Below are 16,053 nucleotides of genomic sequence, written 5' to 3'. Positions count from 1 at the left end.
TAAAAATTTAGAAGATGTGAGTGAATAGGAAATAGAAAAAGCCGGTTAGAGCCACGAGAGAAACAAGGCAGGAGAAAATGCCCCGCAGGATGTCATAACAGAACGTGAAGCCCAAAACGACCCAAATAAAGTCGATACCCCACACGTGGAAGCCCAAAGCCACCGCCCCGACCTTTACCGCCAACCCGACCTTTGCCTTTATGCCAAGTGGAAGGTTGGAGGATTTCTGTTTCCATTTATTTTTCTCTTCGTTTCTCATAACCTTTGACTTTTTTTTTATGCCGTAGCGGAGCCGGTATGGATGGAATCTGTTTCGGTAGCATCAAAAGGTGTCGGGGATAGCTGCTGCAAGATTTTGTCGGAAAATACGCTCGCCCGCAGGGAAAGAGGAAGATTTTGCGGCAAACCGCCCCGCGGTCCGATCTTGCAGCAGCGTGAGCCCCGTAACTACCTTTGCTACTGACAACAGATTTCCATACCGCGCTCCGCGGCATGAAAAAAAAGAGAGGAAAAGGTTATGGGAGAGAAACGGGGAGAAAACGATATGCCGTGAACGCTCGCGAAAGTCGGTTCACGGCTCACCCTGCATGGAATGATAAATCGCCCGCGAACATTTCCTTTCACGGGCGATTGGCGTATCGGAGCGTGCCGATCCCGTATCGGCGGAGGATCGTTTCCGCCGGACGTGGCGCCACTCGCTGCCACTTTTAAGACGGATACGTCCATATACCACTGGCTGATAACAAGATACTGTTCATTTGTGTACTTTTGGGCATCCGGGAAACAAAAAATGAAACAGAACATGGAAATAATAAGTATGGACGTGAAGGCTTTCGACGCGCTGGCAGGGCACGTGGAAGCCATTGAAAGAAAAGCCGAGGCGTTATGCCGCAGGCAAGAGGACGTGAGTTTGAAAAAATGGCTGGACAACCAGGATGTCTGTGACGTGCTGGGTATATCGAAACGTACCCTGCAAACCTACCGGGAGAAAGGGTTGCTGCCTTTCAGCCGCATCCGTCACAAAATCTTCTACAAACCGGAAGATGTCGGGAAACTGCTGCAATCGTCGCACTATCCTAATACCGCCGCGTTATGAGCCATTATTTCATCGACAAGCACGATCCGCATGTGGCGGATCTCTTCCGGCGCTTGGAAAAGGCCGGCAAGGCACTGGATAAACTGGAATCCTCCGGAGGCCGGACACTCAAGGGAGAGCGGTTCGTCACCGACGAGGAATTGTCCCGGCTGCTGAAAATCAGCAGGCGTACATTGCAGGAATACCGCACGGCGCGGATCATTCCCTATTATTTGATTCAGGGCAAGGTACTATACATGGAATCCGAGATACAGAAATTCCTGGAAGATTCCCGGAAGAAATGTATCGGGGGACAGGAATGGGTATAAAAGAAGAACGGCCAAAACGTTGGCCGTTCTTCTTTTTCAGTTCAATATCGTGTTCATGCCGGGGAGCTGCCAGACGACGGCGGTCGTCGTGGCCCTTCGGACAAGCCACCGTCGGAAGGCTTCGGCATTCCCGGATTTTAAGCGGAAAGCCAGCGCGGCGATCATTTCGAGCGAATACAGCTCGACAATACCGCCGTCACGGTTGCGCTCCCGGCGGTAAACCCTCTCCTCACAGAGTATGCCGCTTTTGAGTATGGAGCGGATGTTGTTCCTCACGGCAGGAACGAAGACTCCGAACAGGTCGGCAATCTGGTGGCGCGTGAGCCATACACGGTTCTCCGGCGCGTGGATTTCCACCCGCCCGTTTTCAATGCTGATAGGTTCTCTTGTCGTCATAGTCATACAAATTTATCAATTTTGTTATACTGTTCAACCGTTTACCGTTATAATATCTGCCGTTTCCGGTTCGTCCTCCTCGTAGAGATTTATTTTCCGGCCTTTGGTCTGTTCTTTCAGACGTTTCATGTCCTCGTCCACCTTGCGGTCGGTCACTTTGGCGTAAATCTGCGTGGTGGAAATGCTCTTGTGTCCCATCATGCGGCTGACAGTTTCGATAGGCACACCCAACGAGAGCGTGATATGTGTCCCGAAATTGTGCCTCGCCTTGTGAAAGGTCATGTCGAAGCCGTATGTCCGTCCCAGTTCTCTGGTGAGCTTGATGAGATACCCCCGGCAATAGAGGTTGAAAATCCTGTCGCTTTTACGCTCGTGGCGGTATTTCTCGATGATCTGCAACGGCACGTTCAGCAGGCGGATGGCCGAGGGCGTTTCGGTCTTCTGGCGCCGGATGTGTATCCAGTACGTTCCGTCGTCCGACTGCGTGATGTCTTTTTCGGACAAGCGTTTCAGGTCTGCGTAGGACAACCCCGTGAAGGTAGCGAAGAGAAACCAGTCCCGCACCCGCTGGAGGTTGGGTTTATCGACGGGAGTTTCCATCAGCTTTTTGAGGTCTTCGAGTTTCAAATGGCGGCTCTTGCGCCGGGGCAGTTCCGGGTGCAGCTTCCCGTAAGGGTCGCGCCGGAGTGTACCCTGACTGACAGCCCGCTTGGTCATTTTCTTCAACCGGTAAAGATGCTCGTGTACTGTCTTGGGTTTCATTTCACGATCTGTACGCAGGAATATTTCAAAATCATCGTAGAACTCCCGGTCAAGACTCCGCAACGCTACATCCTCCTTTTCCTTCCTTTTTTTCACGAAGGAGGCTAAAATATTATAGGAGTTCTCGTAACTTTCATAGGTTTCTTCCTTGCGATCTACGCCGACACGCTTGCGGAACTCCTTGTTATGCTCGCGGAACAAGGCAAGGAGGGTGAACGGTTTCTGCCCGATTCCTTCCACGGCGTTTTTGACCAGCTCGGCCGTCACGAAACCGAGGCTTTTACGAATATGGCGGTAATGTCCGGTGATTTTTTCGGTCAGTTTCTCTATTGCCAGGTTTACCGTTCGGGCGTTCTCGCTTCGTCCGTTCGCCCTTTTGGTTTCCGGATTCCAAAGCGATGGATCGACAAACGCGTTGATATTGATCAGGGCCGACTTGGCATCGATGCTTACCTTGCATAACAATTTACATGTTCCGTCCTTGCGGACTTTCGTGCGGTTGATGTAGAACAGCAGGGAGAACGTGCTGCGGCGTTTTATCTCTTTATTATTCGGTTCCATAATCGTTGTGAATTTGATTGTCAATGATAGATTAAATAGCTACCAAGAAGCGGCCGGCAATCTTTTCCTCTAAAGACCGGGTATCCATGTCGATCTTGTCATCGGTCACTTTGGCGTAAATCTGCGTCGTGGAAATGCGGCTATGCCCCAGCATTTTACTGACGGTTTCAAGCGGGACACCATGCGAAAGCGTGATCTCGGTGGCGTAGGTATGGCGTCCGCAGTGAAAGACGAGCTTCCGTTCAATTCCGCAAATGGCGGCAATACGTTTCAGCGTCCGGTTGAGTTCGTTGTTGCTGTACATCGGCAGCAGTTTTCCTTCCGGGGCCATATCCCGGTACTTGTCGAGGATGAGCAACGGTATGTCGAGCAACGGCACTTCATAGTCGATTTTCGTCTTCTTGCGGACGGTCTTGATCCATACCTCACCGTCCTCGGCCACTTCCAGATCCTCCGTCGTCAGGCGGCACATGTCCCCGTAAGGGATACCCGTGTAGCAGGAGAAGAGGAACAGGTCGCGGATATGGTAGAGTTTCGGGTCGTGCAGGGGTGTGGTCATCAGCCGTTGTAACTCTGCGGCGGTAAGGTATTTCTGTTCCCGCTCGGGATGTTCGGCTTCATACCCCGTGAACGGGTCGGCAGTGATAATCCCTTCCGCGATGGCTTCCCCGACAATCGTGTTCAACCGTGTGACAAGCAACACGATAGTTCCCAGGGCAAAGCGGCGCTCCGTGCGTAGGTAGAGGTCATAGTTGTCGATGAATGAACGGTTCAGGGCCGTGAAAGGAACATCCGACAACTTGTATTTCTCCTGGATGAAAGCAGCCACACAGTTACAAGCATAGCGGTAAGATTGCGCTGTTCCCTTTTCCCGGTTCACGCCGACACGTTTCTCGAAATGTTCGATGAACGTCCGGAAATAACCCAACAGGGTTTCCTGCCCGAAAGCCGTCCCCAACAACAGATTCCTTATTTCTTCAGCCGTTACATTCTCACGGGTGGCTGACAGTTCGTCATAAATGGCAATGGCTGAAGCTCGCAAATCGTCCAGTTGCCGGTTGATTTCCCGCGCGGCGTTACTTTTACCCGTGGCACGTCCGGATGCCCACAGTGCAGCGGGGACGGACATTTTCGCACTAAAAGCCGCTTCTGAAAATTTGCCGACAACAAGTTTCGCCATGACCGGGCAATGTCCCTCGTCATTCATTTCGCTCTTTTTGAGGTAGAACGTAACCGTTACATCCGTCTGTTTCATAACTCTATTTTTTATGTTGCAAAATTACTTGATATAGAGTTATTTACAGTTATGAAAATTATAGCGGAACAAAGAATAAAACCCCGGATGCCGGTAACATAACCTGTATTTCCATGAAAAACGGAAAAAAACGGTTATCTTTACGGGCAAAATATAGGGTTCTTTGCATGGTGAACGGTAAAACCGCAGGTGGTCAAGCGTTATTTTGCCGGATTATCCGGGGCTAAAAAAGGCAACGGATAAGTAGTAAATCTTTCTCTTAACCTTTCATTATCCTGCATTTTAGCGATTTGGAAAGGTATAGAAGAATTTGGCTTAACTCTCCTCAATACCAAACACTTACTTTATTTATCCAAATTTTGCCGTTTTTTTGCGAGTTTTTGCTATATTTGTTGTAAATAGAAGTGTAAATAAATTTTGTTATAATGTTAGAGAAAAAATATAAAATTCTTTTTGTTTGTTTGGGAAATATTTGCCGTTCTCCAGCAGCAGAGGGTATTATGAAAGATCTCATAAAGAGGTCTAAGTTAGAATATTTAATTGAGGTTGATTCGGCAGGGACTTATGGAGGTCATGCGGGAGATTTACCCGATTCTCGAATGAGGGCTCATGCTTTAAGGAGAGGATATAATCTGACGCATCGTTCACGGCAGATAAAAGTTGATGACTTTGATGAATATGATATGATTATAGCTATGGATGATATGAATGTTAATAAGCTGCGGAGATTAGCTCCAGATGTGGCATCAATTCAAAAAATATATTTGATGACTGATTATTGTACTCGTCTACAGGTTGATCATGTTCCTGACCCATATTATTCTGGAAGTGATGGTTTTGAGCAAGTTCTCGATATATTAGAAGATGCTTGTGCTGGATTGTTAAAAAAATTAATTAATAACTGATTTGGAGAATTCTGTTATGTGATTTTTTATCTTAAATTTTTTTAGTGAGTAAAGAATAGATATTTAGAGGTATTTTTATTTTAATTCTAAAATAATTGTTTATTTTAGTCCTGAATTTAAAGGGAAATATCTATGAAGAAGAATTTATTATTTGTTGCATTATTGTTTGTGTGCTTTTTTTTATCGGCACAAAAAACAGATGTTATAAAAGTTGCGAATCTTGAGCGTTATGCTGAAAGTAATGAAGATTTATTGTCTCTTGGGATAAAGAAGCATGCAGTTGTTTTTATTGGAAATTCCATTACAGAAGGATGGGCTAAGATACGTCCGCAATTTTTTTCTTCAAATAATTATATTGGTAGAGGAATTGGTGGGCAAACCAGTCCACAAATGCTGTTAAGGTTTCGTCAAGATGTAGTGTCTTTAGAACCAGAAGTTGTAGTAATCAATGCTGGGACAAATGATATAGCAGAAAATACAGGAAAATATAGTCTGAGTTTTACTCTTGGAAATATAAAGTCAATGGTTGAGATAGCGCAGGCAAATGATATAAAGGTGATATTGACTTCAGTACTTCCTGCAGGAGAGTTTAGATGGAACCAAGATATTACCGATGCCCCTCAAAAAATTGATACATTGAATAAGGAGATTAAATCGTATGCTAGAAAAAAAGGTATTCCATATGTAGATTATAATACTAAAATGCGTAAAGAGGATGGGGCTATGAAAGACGGTTTAAGTGGAGATGGAGTGCATCCGACAGAAGAAGGTTATCTAATTATGGAACAGCAAGTTAAATCAGTAATAGATAAAGTGCTGAAGAAAAAATAATAAGAAAATATCCAAAAATAGAAAACCAAAAGAAATATTTCTTTTGGTTTTCTATTTTTTTAATGATAACTATCAAAATATAGATGTAAAAAAGTTTGCATAAAAGAGACTTTAGAGAGCATTGAAAAATATAAAAATGAAATTTTTTAATGAAAAGATTAGTAGAAACAACCTTTTTGAGAAAAAATAAAAAAATGGTTGTCGAGAGACAACCAATCTTCGTTAACCTTAAATCTAATACCATGAAAAACACATTACAAATATAGTATGTTTTATGTTATATAGCATAATTTAAAAGCATAAATGATGTTTTTGTTAACATTATTTGTATGTTATATCCTTTTATTTTTATTGATACTGAAATTTTTGAAATGGGAAAAAGAAATATTCTATAGAATATTTTGATGAGAGAGATAGTAAAAAGCGATAAAAATCTGTTGGTTCGATTTATATATGCTTCATTTTACTTATCTTTGCCGAGTTATGGCACGAATTTTATCGATAGACTTTGGGCGTAAACGTACTGGAATTGCAGTTACTGATACCTTGAAAATTATTGCTGGTGGGCTTGCGACGGTGCCTACAGGGGAATTGTTATCTTTTCTTATGCATTATTTCGAGCAAGAAGATGTAGAATTGGTTGTTATAGGATTACCTCGCCAAATGAATAATGTCCCATCAGAAAACATGCGTTATATAGAGCCTTTTGTTGTACAATTCAAAAAGCAATTCCCCAAAATGCCAATAGTATATTTTGATGAGCGTTTTACTTCATCTTTAGCACATCGGGTGATGCTTGATGGGGGACTAAAAAAGAAGGATCGTCAGAATAAGGCATTAGTAGATGAAATTAGTGCTACGATTATTTTGCAGGATTATTTGGAGAGTAAGCAATATAAAGAAAGATTATGATATTACCTATTTATTTATATGGACAACCTGTTTTGAGAAAAGTGGCAGAAGATATTCAAGCTGATTATTTGGGATTGCCTGATTTAATAAAGAATATGTATGAAACAATGCATGAGTCTGACGGTGTTGGGTTAGCTGCTCCTCAAATAGGGCTTGGTATTCGTTTATTGGTTATTGATTTAGATGTTTTGTCAGAAACGTATCCAGAATATAAAGATTATAAGTTGACCATGATTAATGCTCGGATACTTGAAACTGAAGGTGAGAATATTTCCCGGGAAGAAGGTTGTTTGAGTTTACCTGGAATTCATGAGCCTGTTACTCGGCAAGAAACTGTAAAAGTTTATTATCGAGATGCAGATTTTGTGGAGCATACAGAAGTGTTTTCGGGCTATGTTGCCAGAGTAATACAACATGAATATGATCATTTGGAAGGAAAAATGTTTATTGACCATCTTTCTCCAATTCGGAAACAATTGATAAAATCTAAATTAAATAATATACTTAAAGGAAAGGTTCGTTGTGATTATCGAGTAAAGACAATAAAGAAATAATTTATTTCTAAAGTATTTAATGCGATATATTCATAATATTAACACACAATAATTTGTAAATATGACTTCACTACAGAAAGACATCTTGGAACTGCGTAAAAAAAAAGCGTTAGTTCAAATGGGTGGCGGAGAAGCTGCTATTGAAAAGCAGGAAGCTATGGGTAAATTGACAGCCCGTAACCGTATTCTAGCTTTGTTGGATGAAAATTCTTTTCAGGAATATGATTTATTTGTAGAACATGCTGCCAGAGGCTTTGGTATGGAAAAAAAAGTGTTACCAGGCGATGGAGTAATTACGGGTACAGGTACGATTTTTGGCGCTCCGGTTTGTATTTATGCACAGGATTTTACTGTTGCTGGTGGTTCATTAGGATTGATGCATGCTCGGAAGATTACAAAGATAATGGATCATGCATTGAAAATGAAAGTTCCTATTATAGGGATTAATGACTCTGGTGGTGCTCGTATTCAAGAAGGTGTAGGTGCATTAGCTGGCTATGGTGAGATTTTCTATCGTAATACTATTGCCTCAGGTGTAATTCCTCAAATTTCAGTTATTTTAGGTCCTTGTGCTGGTGGTGCTGTTTATTCTCCAGCTCTAACTGATTTTGTATTTGTCGTAGAAAACATTTCAAAGATGTTTATTACAGGTCCTAATGTGATTAAAACTGTTTTGGGAGAAGAAATCTCGATGGAAGATCTTGGTGGTGCTCGTGTACATGCAGAAATAACGGGTAACGCACATTTTTATGCTAAAAGCGAGCAGGAGTGTTTTGAACAAATAAAGAAATTAGTAACATTTATTCCTTGGAATAATAAACAGAGGGCCAAAGCATTTCCGCCCAAAGAACCAATATTTGAAAAAACAGTCAACGATATTATTCCGTCAGACCCTAAACAGCCTTATGATGTTCGTGATATAATCAAATCTATTGTCGATGATTCTGACTTCTTTGAAATACAAGAATTGTGGGCTGCCAATATTGTAATAGGATTTGGGCGTATACACGGGGAAACTATCGGTTTTGTTGCCAATCAACCGATGGTGATGGCTGGTGTTCTCGATTGTGATAGTTCAGATAAAGCTGCACGTTTTATTCGCTATTGCGATTCTTTTAATATTCCTATTATTACATTAGAAGATATGCCGGGATATTTACCAGGAGTTGATCAGGAGCATGCAGGCGTAATTCGGCATGGTGCAAAAGTATTATATGCTTATTCAGAAGCAACTGTTCCTAAAATTACAATTATTTTACGAAAAGCTTATGGCGGAGGTTACATTGCTATGAATTCTCGTCATTTGGGAGCCGATTTTGTATTTGCATGGCCAAGTGCTGAAATTGCAGTGATGGGTCCTGAGGGTGCTGCCAATATCATTTTCAGGAAAGAAATTATGGAAGCTGAGGACCAGGATGCTATGCGACAAGAAAAGGTAAAAGAATATATCGAGAAGTTTGCCAATCCGTATGTGGCAGCTTCTAAGGGGTATATTGATGCAGTAATAGAGCCTCGGGAGACTCGTGCAATATTAATGCATGCCTTGATTTTGGCAAAAAGTAAGGAAGAATCAAGACCGGAGAAAAAGCATGGAATTCCTCCATTCTGATTTGTTTTTTTAATCATACTAAAAAAGAATAAAAGAGATGGATAAAAAAACAAGTGAAAGACCATTGGTCGATTTTGCAGTTACGGCTCGTAAGTATAAAACTACATTAACTCAGAAATTTATGAATCGTCCTATCTGGACTAAACCTATTGCGGGTGAGGTACGTTCTACATTACCTGGTACGGTAGTTTCTTTGGCTGTAAAAGAAGGGGATTCTGTAAAAGAAGGAGATTTATTGTTAGTTCATGAAGCAATGAAGATGCAAAATCGGATATTATCTCCTGTATCAGGAACTGTTACGGAAATTCCCGTAAAAGAGGGAGAACATTTGGTAAAAGGTGCGCTTATAATGGTTATAAAAGAAGACTGAAATAAGTTTCTTGATATTTATTTTTAAGCAAGAGGTATTATGTACGTGAATCGTTGTAATACCTCTGTTTATTTTGTAAAAATCAAATCAGTATGGAGATTTTTTTATTTATTGTTGATTCTGTATATTTGTAAAAAATGATAAAAAATGGCAGACGATAAAAAAATTATTTTTTCAATGGTGGGTGTAAGCAAAACTTTTCCACCACATAAGCAAGTCTTGAAAAATATATACTTGTCCTTTTTCTATGGTGCAAAAATAGGAATTATAGGTTTAAATGGTTCTGGTAAATCTACACTTTTAAAGATTATCGCAGGTATTGAGAAATCATATCAAGGTGAAGTTGTTTTTTCTCCGGGTTATTCTGTTGGATATCTGGAACAGGAACCGGTGCTTAACCCTGAAAAAACAGTTAAGGAAACTGTGCAAGAAGGAGTACAGAATATTTTGGATATATTGGCTGAATATGAAGAAGTTAATATGAAGTTTAGTGAGCCAGAGATTCTTGAAAATCCAGATAAAATGGAGGCTTTGATGAATCGTCAAGCAGAATTGCAGGATAAAATAGATGCTTGCGATGCATGGAACATAGATAATAAATTAGAGCAGGCTATGGATGCATTGCGTTGTCCCCCTGAAGACCAACAAATAAAATATTTATCGGGAGGGGAGAGACGTAGGGTGGCCCTTTGTCGTTTATTATTGCAACAGCCAGATATCCTTTTATTAGATGAACCCACTAACCATTTAGACGCAGAATCAATAGATTGGCTTGAGCAACACTTACAACAATATGCAGGTACGGTAATCTCCATTACGCATGATCGATATTTCCTTGACCATGTGGCCGGATGGATTCTTGAGTTAGATAGAGGTGAGGGTATTCCTTGGAAAGGAAATTATACTTCGTGGTTGGAGCAAAAGACTAAGCGGCTGGAGATGGAAGAGAAGCAGGCTAGTAAAAGACGAAAGACTTTAGAACGAGAATTAGAATGGATACATATGGCCCCCAAAGCTCGTCATGCAAAAGGAAAGGCCCGTTTGAACTCGTATGATAAATTATTAAATGAGGACCAAAAGGAAAGGGAGGAAAAATTAGAGATATTTATTCCTAATGGACCTCGTTTGGGCAGTAAAGTTATAGAAGCGAAGAATGTAGCTAAGGCTTATGGAGATAAGTTGTTGTTCGACGACTTAAATTTTATGTTACCACCCAATGGAATTGTTGGGATTATTGGCCCGAATGGTGCAGGAAAAACGACGCTATTTCGATTAATTATGGGGCAAGAGCAAGCCGATAAGGGAGAATTTGAAGTGGGAGAGACAGTGAAAATAGCCTATGTAGACCAGACTCACAAAGATATTGATCCTCAAAAAAGTGTATATCAGGTTATATCAGGGGGACAGGAAACTATACGTTTAGGAGGAAAAGATTTAAACGCACGGGCCTATTTGTCTCGATTCAATTTTACAGGTGCCGATCAGGAGAAATTATGTGGTGCACTTTCTGGTGGGGAACGGAATCGGTTACATTTGGCGATGGCATTAAAAGAAGAAGGAAATGTACTGTTGCTCGATGAACCAACTAATGATATAGATGTAAATACTTTGCGTGCTTTGGAAGAAGGATTAGAAAACTTTGCTGGATGTGCTGTTGTTGTTTCACATGATCGTTGGTTCCTAGACCGTATTTGTACTCATATTTTAGCTTTTGAGGGAAATTCTAATGTCTTTTATTTTGAGGGTTCATATTCAGAATATGAAGAGAATAAGAAAAAACGAATGGGAGATGTAGAGCCTCGTAGAGTTCGATATAGAAAGCTGATGGAGTAAATATGTAGAGAAGCGAACAGGAACCTATACTTTTTTAAAAAAAAATATAGGTTCTTATTTGTTTTTATGATTGCATTTCTACATAATAAAGACTTTAGTAATAGTAAATGTTGTTGATTATGAGGAATTTTGAACGATAGTAGGAGCATGTACTTGCCATATAGATAAGAGATTCCTCAAAAGAGATATTATGTTAAGAGTTTGTTATACGAAATTTATCCAAAAATTTGAATATATATATATGCAGCAGGCGCAGCCAATAATACACTGTCAAAACGGTCAAGTAATCCCCCATGTCCGGGTAAAATATGGCCTGAATCTTTTATATGAATAGTTCTTTTCAATAATGATTCACATAAATCTCCAAAAGTTGAACTTATGGAAATTGTGAGACTAAGTCCAAGCCATTGGATGAGAGAGAAATTGTCGTAAAATAGAGAAAATACCCATGCTGCAATAAGACTAAAGATGAGCCCACCGACAAAACCCTCCCATGATTTCTTTGGAGAGATACGCTCAAATAAACGATGATGTCCAATGGTGATGCCTACAAGGAAGGCCCCTGTGTCATTTGTCCAAATAAAAATAAAAAATGACATAAGTAACCAGGGGGTATATAATGTATAGGTACCAGGAAATGCAATAAAATTAAGTAAAGCAAAAGGCAATGCTATATAGAACTGCCCTAATAGAGAGTAGGCCCAACATTTAATCGGATCAGGACGTTTAGCATACAGTTGTATAATAAATGTAAGCATTATATATGCTACATATGGGATGAAAATATATTTTGTAACTGATGTGGACAAACTGGAACAATGATAATAGAGTGCTGCAAATAAATAAACACCTCCAAATATATCAAGAAATGGTATCATCTGAGGTTCATTTTTTGACTTAATAAGACGATAAAATTCAGACATTGTAAGTGCTGTAATTATGGTAAAAAGAATGGCATATGCATTTTTATCTAATAAAATACACCCTAATAATAAGATGACAAAACATGCCCCAGTTATAGCTCGTACAATTATATTTTTCAAGTTGTATAATTTTAAATTAGATGTCTATGATAGTTTTATGTGTAGCAAAGATAACAATAATAAAGCTTTAAGCCAATTTTATTAATAAAGAAAGGAGTATTGTGAATAACAATACTCCTTTCTTTCATTGTATATATCGATTAAGACTCGTTACTGTCTGGCTCTGCCTCTGCATTTTGAATATCAGCATTCTCATTTTTAGGGTTACCATTGCTATTTTTTCCTTCTTCAGTGGCTTTCTCTTCTAATTCTTCATTTGTGGTTTCATCTTGCAAAATTTCTTCGGACCGTGAAGCCCATTGACGTTTACCGAAAATATGTTCGACATCTTCAGTATATATTACTTCACGTTCGATGAGTACCTGAGTCAATTGTGCATGTCCTTCAGACTTTTCTGTTAATATAGTTTTAGCTCGCTGGTATTGCTCTGCAACAATATGGCTAACTTCTTCATCTATAAGTTTGGCAGTTTCTTCGCTATAAGGTTTTGTAAACCCATATTCCTGACCTGTAGAATCATAATAGCTTAAGTTAGGTAATTTTTCACTCATCCCGAAATATACAACCATAGCATATGCTTGCTTAGTAACACGCTCTAAGTCGTTAGCAGCTCCTGTTGATATGCGCCCTATAAATAATTCTTCAGCCGCTCTTCCTCCTAATGTCGCACACATTTCGTCCAGAAGTTGTTCCTTGGTTGTGATTTGTCTTTCTTCTGGTAAATACCATGCAGCACCTAAAGCTTTACCTCGAGGGACAATGGTAACTTTAACCAGAGGATTAGCATATTGCAAAAACCAACTTAGAGAAGCATGGCCTGCTTCATGTATGGCAATTGAGCGTTTTTCATCGACAGTTGTTATTTTAGTCCGTTTTTCCAAACCACCTACTATACGGTCAACAGCATCCATGAAATCCTGTTTTTGTACAAAACTCTTCCCTTTTCGGGCTGCAATTAATGCTGCTTCATTACATACATTGGCAATATCGGCTCCTGAGAATCCTGGTGTTTGACGAGCAAGTAGATCGACATCAACCGATTCGTCTATTTTGACATTACGTAAATGAACTCTGAAAATAGCTTTTCTGTCATTTAAATCGGGCAATTCAACATAAATTTGTCGGTCAAAACGCCCAGCTCGTAGTAGTGCTTTGTCTAATATGTCAGCACGATTTGTTGCTGCTAAAATGATAACACCACTATTTGAGCCAAACCCGTCCATTTCTGTCAATAGTTGATTTAATGTATTTTCTCGTTCGTCATTTGATCCCATGTTTGGATTTTTTCCGCGGGCACGACCTACAGCGTCAATTTCGTCGATAAATACAATACATGGAGCTTTTTCTTTAGCCTGACGAAATAAGTCTCTGACACGTGAAGCTCCAACCCCTACGAACATTTCAACAAAGTCAGAACCTGAAAGAGAAAAGAATGGTACATTTGCTTCTCCGGCTACAGCTTTTGCCAATAATGTTTTACCTGTACCTGGAGGGCCTACCAAAAGTGCTCCTTTGGGAATTTTTCCTCCTAGTTCAGTATATTTACTTGGGTTTTTAAGAAAAGAAACAATCTCTTCTACTTCTTGTTTAGCTTCTGAAAGACCTGCTACGTCTTTAAAAGTGACTTGTACTGGACCTTCTTTGTCAAAAAGCTGGGCTTTTGCTTTCCCTACGTTAAAAACCCCTCCACTACTGCCTTGGTTCGACATTCGGCGCATAATAATAAACCAAAAAACAATTAATAATAGAATGGGTCCAAAAGACCAAAGTAAATCACCAAAATCACTGCCTTTTTTAAAGTCCACAGAAGCTTTGAATCCATTTTCTTTTTTCCATTTATCAATATCTTTACTGATAGCATCAGCCGAGGCTATATTAGTATATACTTTGGCTTTTTTACTTAAATTTTCCTTCGATGTATTAAAGATCTTTTGCGCAGCACTATCAGTAAGAAATGCCTCGACATAGTCTTTATTTGTATAAACTGTCATTTCTTTTATACCACCACCTTTAGCTATTTCTTCGAATTTGGTCCAGCTCACTTCTTTAGAAGTAGAACCATCATTCATGTAATATAGTCCAATAAGTAAAAATGCTATTAATGAATACATCCAATATAGACTAAATTTCATCATTTTGGGTTTCTTGGGACCTTGAGGTTGCATCGGATTTGAATTTTTATCCATATATAAATTTCTTATTTATTTTAATAACAGCAAAAATTATTCCGCATCGGGAATAGCTGACAGTTTGGCATCATTCCACAACTGTTCGAGCTTATAATACTCACGATATTCTGGTAAAAAAACATGTACATATATATTACCATAATCTATGACTATCCATTGGGCATTTTGATAACCATCATATCCGAAAGGTTTTATTCCGATATTTTCTTGGACATATTCTCGTACACTATCGGCAATGGCAGAAACTTGCATAGTCGAGTTTCCCTCACATATGACGAAATATTGAGCAGAAGCAGAATCGATGTGACTTAAATCTGCTGATACTATTTTTTTACCTTTCTTTTCTTGTATTCCTTCTACGATTTTAGTTAATAGTAATTTATTATCTTCCATTTAGTTGTTTTATTTCTTCAATCTGCAAATATAATTCGATTTCTATAATCGATAACTCTATAAATGTGATTAATTTTTATTTTTAATTAAAACAATATTTAAAAATGGGCTAAAAATATCTTATGGGATTTAACGATTTTATTTTTCTCATCCTTTTATAAATTACCGCCTTATTTCATTATCTTTGTTCCCTACATTGTAATAATGATAAAAATAAATTCATAATAATAATGGAAATAAGAGGAAAAATATTTCAAGTGCTTCCGCTCCAGAGTGGCGTAAGCCAGTCGAGTGGTCGTGAATGGAAAAAACAGGAATATGTACTTGAAACTAATGATCAATATCCACGTAAAATTTGTTTTCAGTTGTTTGGAGACAAAGTTGATCAATATCCTGTAAACGTTGGTGATGATGTTGTTGTTTCAGTGGATATTGATAGCCGAGAATATAATGGTCGCTGGTATACGAATATTTCTGCATGGAAAATTGAAAAAGTAGGAGATATGCCTCCTATGGTAGATTCAGCAAATATACCTCCTGTTGATTTCATTCCATCAGATCCTACGCAATCGAATGATGATTTGCCTTTTTAATAAAAATAGATAAGAGTTATCAACAAGATAAATATTTGTTATGTAAATATTTATCCATATTTGTTGATAAGTATGTTGATAAAGTAACCCTCTGAAAGTTTGGGATTGAAAAATAAAAAGTTTTATCTTTGCACCGCTTTTCGAGCGAGGGGAGCGAGATAGTAAAGAGATAGCGAAGAAAGACACAAGAGTATAGTTCTGGAAAAGTTCAAAAAAAGATTTGGAAAAATTTGGAGCGGAAACGAAAAAAGTTTTATCTTTGCAAAACTTTCGCGCTTCTAAGGGAGCAAGGAAATGCAAGAGGTCATTGAAAGTATTACGATAGACAGAGAGAAATGTAGAAAGAGACGGGCCCCTTTGGGAAACCGGAGGGGGTAATAGTCCACGTCAAGAGAATAAGGAAATGATACGGGCATCAGAGCAGGGGATGATATCGGCTTTTA

17 protein-coding genes are annotated in these 16,053 nt (G+C 39.4%); 10 read left to right on the top strand and 7 right to left on the bottom strand.

Annotated features, from left to right (window positions below):
- Positions 1-7: 7 nt before the first annotated feature.
- Complete coding sequence (locus Cop2CBH44_RS09980) at positions 8-259, bottom strand: hypothetical protein (protein WP_004303766.1); 252 nt, start codon at positions 257-259, stop codon at positions 8-10.
- 543 nt (positions 260-802) lie between these two features.
- Here Cop2CBH44_RS09980 and Cop2CBH44_RS09975 point away from each other — a divergent pair.
- Together Cop2CBH44_RS09975 and Cop2CBH44_RS09970 are read left to right on the top strand one after the other, a co-directional pair.
- On the top strand, positions 803-1,096 hold the full coding sequence (locus tag Cop2CBH44_RS09975; RefSeq protein WP_004319131.1) for a helix-turn-helix domain-containing protein: 294 nt from the start codon (positions 803-805) through the stop codon (positions 1,094-1,096).
- Positions 1,093-1,404, top strand: a complete 312-nt coding sequence (locus Cop2CBH44_RS09970; RefSeq protein WP_200754734.1) for a helix-turn-helix domain-containing protein — start codon at positions 1,093-1,095, stop codon at positions 1,402-1,404. The genes Cop2CBH44_RS09975 and Cop2CBH44_RS09970 overlap by 4 nt, the downstream gene beginning before the upstream one ends.
- Before the next feature lie 36 nt (positions 1,405-1,440).
- Here the strand turns inward: Cop2CBH44_RS09970 and Cop2CBH44_RS09965 are convergent, their stop codons facing one another.
- The 3 genes from Cop2CBH44_RS09965 to Cop2CBH44_RS09955 are packed head-to-tail and all read right to left on the bottom strand — an operon-like array spanning position 1,441 to position 4,378.
- Positions 1,441-1,806, bottom strand: coding sequence for a virulence RhuM family protein (locus Cop2CBH44_RS09965; protein ID WP_200754733.1), 366 nt, complete (start codon positions 1,804-1,806; stop codon positions 1,441-1,443).
- 27 nt (positions 1,807-1,833) lie between these two features.
- Positions 1,834-3,123, bottom strand: a complete 1,290-nt coding sequence (locus Cop2CBH44_RS09960) for a site-specific integrase (protein ID WP_200754732.1) — start codon at positions 3,121-3,123, stop codon at positions 1,834-1,836.
- Positions 3,124-3,154: 31 nt separating this feature from the next.
- Positions 3,155-4,378 carry a site-specific integrase gene (locus Cop2CBH44_RS09955; RefSeq protein ID WP_200754731.1) on the bottom strand — a complete coding sequence of 408 codons (1,224 nt, stop codon included), beginning with the start codon at positions 4,376-4,378 and terminating at the stop codon, positions 3,155-3,157.
- A 425-nt stretch (positions 4,379-4,803) separates the two neighbouring features.
- On the opposite strand from Cop2CBH44_RS09955, the gene Cop2CBH44_RS09950 reads away from it, so the two are divergent.
- The 7 genes from Cop2CBH44_RS09950 to ettA all read left to right on the top strand — a co-directional run bounded on the left by Cop2CBH44_RS09950 (position 4,804) and on the right by ettA (position 11,392).
- Positions 4,804-5,283: a low molecular weight protein-tyrosine-phosphatase gene (locus Cop2CBH44_RS09950; RefSeq protein ID WP_200754730.1), complete on the top strand. Its 480-nt coding sequence runs from the start codon at positions 4,804-4,806 to the stop codon at positions 5,281-5,283.
- Positions 5,284-5,415: 132 nt separating this feature from the next.
- Positions 5,416-6,114 carry an SGNH/GDSL hydrolase family protein gene (locus Cop2CBH44_RS09945; RefSeq protein WP_021929888.1) on the top strand — a complete coding sequence of 233 codons (699 nt, stop codon included), beginning with the start codon at positions 5,416-5,418 and terminating at the stop codon, positions 6,112-6,114.
- Positions 6,115-6,597: 483 nt separating this feature from the next.
- A complete protein-coding gene (ruvX, locus tag Cop2CBH44_RS09940; protein WP_200754729.1) occupies positions 6,598-7,026 on the top strand; it encodes a Holliday junction resolvase RuvX in 429 nt (142 codons plus the stop codon).
- Positions 7,023-7,580: a peptide deformylase gene (gene def / locus Cop2CBH44_RS09935; protein WP_021929885.1), complete on the top strand. Its 558-nt coding sequence runs from the start codon at positions 7,023-7,025 to the stop codon at positions 7,578-7,580. Before ruvX ends, def begins: the two co-directional genes overlap by 4 nt.
- A gap of 61 nt (positions 7,581-7,641) precedes the next feature.
- On the top strand, positions 7,642-9,189 hold the full coding sequence (locus tag Cop2CBH44_RS09930) for an acyl-CoA carboxylase subunit beta (protein WP_200754728.1): 1,548 nt from the start codon (positions 7,642-7,644) through the stop codon (positions 9,187-9,189).
- A gap of 37 nt (positions 9,190-9,226) precedes the next feature.
- The gene (locus Cop2CBH44_RS09925) at positions 9,227-9,559 is read left to right on the top strand and encodes an acyl-CoA carboxylase biotin carboxyl carrier protein subunit (RefSeq protein WP_200754727.1); all 333 of its coding nucleotides are present in this window, start codon (positions 9,227-9,229) and stop codon (positions 9,557-9,559) included.
- 147 nt (positions 9,560-9,706) lie between these two features.
- Positions 9,707-11,392, top strand: coding sequence for an energy-dependent translational throttle protein EttA (gene ettA / locus Cop2CBH44_RS09920; RefSeq protein WP_021929882.1), 1,686 nt, complete (start codon positions 9,707-9,709; stop codon positions 11,390-11,392).
- Positions 11,393-11,607: 215 nt separating this feature from the next.
- On the opposite strand, the gene Cop2CBH44_RS09915 is transcribed toward ettA, so the two are convergent.
- From Cop2CBH44_RS09915 to rsfS, 3 genes are all read right to left on the bottom strand, one after another.
- The gene (locus tag Cop2CBH44_RS09915; RefSeq protein ID WP_200754726.1) at positions 11,608-12,435 is read right to left on the bottom strand and encodes a phosphatidate cytidylyltransferase; all 828 of its coding nucleotides are present in this window, start codon (positions 12,433-12,435) and stop codon (positions 11,608-11,610) included.
- A gap of 140 nt (positions 12,436-12,575) precedes the next feature.
- Positions 12,576-14,621 carry an ATP-dependent zinc metalloprotease FtsH gene (gene ftsH / locus Cop2CBH44_RS09910; RefSeq protein ID WP_246469107.1) on the bottom strand — a complete coding sequence of 682 codons (2,046 nt, stop codon included), beginning with the start codon at positions 14,619-14,621 and terminating at the stop codon, positions 12,576-12,578.
- Between the two features lie 36 nt (positions 14,622-14,657).
- Positions 14,658-15,017: a ribosome silencing factor gene (gene rsfS, locus Cop2CBH44_RS09905; RefSeq protein WP_200754725.1), complete on the bottom strand. Its 360-nt coding sequence runs from the start codon at positions 15,015-15,017 to the stop codon at positions 14,658-14,660.
- A 230-nt stretch (positions 15,018-15,247) separates the two neighbouring features.
- On the opposite strand from rsfS, the gene Cop2CBH44_RS09900 reads away from it, so the two are divergent.
- A complete protein-coding gene (locus Cop2CBH44_RS09900; RefSeq protein WP_021929877.1) occupies positions 15,248-15,610 on the top strand; it encodes a DUF3127 domain-containing protein in 363 nt (120 codons plus the stop codon).
- The last annotated feature ends 443 nt before the right edge of the window (positions 15,611-16,053 follow it).

This window comes from Coprobacter secundus subsp. similis (assembly GCF_015097275.1).
Taxonomy (GTDB): Bacteria; Bacteroidota; Bacteroidia; order Bacteroidales; family Coprobacteraceae; genus Coprobacter; species Coprobacter secundus.
This window is presented reverse-complemented; position numbering and strand designations above follow the sequence as displayed.